We start from the raw sequence: 2135 nt of genomic DNA on the forward strand, positions 1-2135 counted from the left end.
TACTACTTCGGCAAGCACAAGCTGGACGACGACGCGGCGAGCGGCGACCCGGTGACCAACTCGGTGCTGACCGTGCCTGTCGCCGGCAACCAGCTCGACGAACCCTGCTACCAGGCAGATGACTTCGCGGGCTCCTTCTGCGACCAGGCCTGGCGCTGGAACCTCGACTTCGTCGTCGACACCGACGGCAACGCGATGACCCTGTGGTGGGCGAAGGAGACCAACCACTACGCCCAGAACAACAAGTTCAAGACGCCCGTCGCTTACGACCGCGGCGGTTGGCTCAAGCGCATCGACTACGGCCTGAAGGCGGACAAGCCGTACGCCGACCCGATCTCCCGGGTCACCTTCGACGTGGACGAGCGCTGCTTCAAGGAAGGCGAGATCGCCTGCACCACGTCCGGCGACGACAACGACAACTTCGCCTCCGGCGACTTCGCCAAGAACCGCATCTGGTACGACACCCCGGCCGACCTGTACTGCGCCGCCGGCAAGGAGTGCTACGTTCCGGTCCCCACCTTCTGGTCGCGCAAGCGCCTCGCCCAGGTGACCACCTGGACCCAGCGGACCCAGGGTTCCACCGCCCTGTCCAAGGTGGACAGCTGGACCCTCCAGCAGTCGCTGCCCGCCGACCTCACCGACGAGGGCACGGCCCTGTGGCTGGAGTCCATCACCCGTACCGGCTACGGCACGGACGCCGAGGTCATCGCGCTCAACCCGGTGCAGTTCCTCGCCAACAGCCAGCCCATGCCCAACCGGGTCGAGGAAGGCACGAACGACCCCAATCCCGCTTTCGACCGGCTGCGTATCGCCCGGGTCGTCAGCGAGTACGGCGGCGAGACCGTCGTCACCTACAAGGCGCCGACCGGCGCCTGCAAGACCGGCAGCGGCTTCCCCAAGCCCGAGGAGAACACCGGCCTGTGCTTCCCGGTGTACTGGAACGCCGACCCCGACGTGGAGACCATTGACTGGTTCCACAAGTACGTCGTCGAGTCGGTCCAGGAACTGCCAGCCCTCACCGGCGTCGATCCGGTCACCACCACCTACGAGTACCTCGACGGCGGCGCCTGGGCGCTGAACCAGGCCGAGTTCTCCAAGAAGAAGACCCGCACCTACGACCAGTGGCGCGGTTTCGCCCGGGTCCGTACCTACACCGGCGACGACAGTGACACCCCGCTGATGTCCACCAAGCGGGGCATGACCGAGACCCGCTACTTCCGCGGCATGGACGGCGACAAGCTCCCCGACGGCAGCACCCGCTCGGTCACCGTCAAGGACATCGACACGGCCGTCATCGCGGTGGACGAGGAGCCCTTCGCGGGTCGCGTCGCCGAGACCCTCACCTACCCCTCGGCCACCGCCGCGGCCGACGACTGGCTGACCCGGACGGTCGACAAGCCCGACGCCGAACTGCTGGCATCCCGCAGCCGCTCCGGAGGCATCCCCGACCTCAAGGCCTGGCGCATCACGGTCCCCGAGTCGCTCACCTACACCCGGTCCTCCGGCACCGGCGACGACAAGCGCAAGATCCGTGTCCTGTACACGGTCACGGATTTCGACGAGACCTACGGCCTGCCCACCGAGGTGACCGAGTACAACGACTGGTCGTCCGACCCGGCGGGCAACAATGCGGACGACGACACCTGCACGGTGATGTCGTACGTCCACAACACCGCCGCGCACCTCATCGGCCTGGCCAAGCAGACCCTGACCACCGCCGGTACCTGCGACGAGGACGACACCGCGACCGCCGCCGACTGGATCGACGGCTCCCGCGTCGCTTACGACGACGGCGCGTACGGCTCGACCCCCACCACCGGCAACGCCACCACCACCTGGGCGATCACCGGCAACGGCGGCGGCTGGGTGAAGGACGGCGAAGTCACCTACGACGACTACGGCCGCACCACGTCCACCCGCGACGCCCAAGCCATCGCGGAGAACGACGAGACGAACAAGGACGCCACGAGCTACCTCCCGGCCGACGGCCAGGTCTTCCAGATCAAGACCGCCAACGCCCTCGGCCAGGAGGAGACCACCACCATCGAGCCCGGCCGAGGTGTCTCCCTCACCGAGGAGGACATCAACGGCCGGACCACGACGTACGAGTACGACGCCCTCGGCCGCGCCGCCCG

1 pseudogene is annotated in these 2135 nt (G+C 67.8%); it reads left to right on the forward strand.

The features are described 5' to 3' along the window. Positions 1-2135 (forward strand): annotated as a pseudogene (locus tag ACTT8P_RS38175) (sugar-binding protein); the annotation flags it as partial.

Origin of the sequence: Streptomyces sp. JW3, from assembly GCF_052216785.1 — a bacterium.
Classification (GTDB): domain Bacteria; phylum Actinomycetota; class Actinomycetes; order Streptomycetales; family Streptomycetaceae; genus Streptomyces.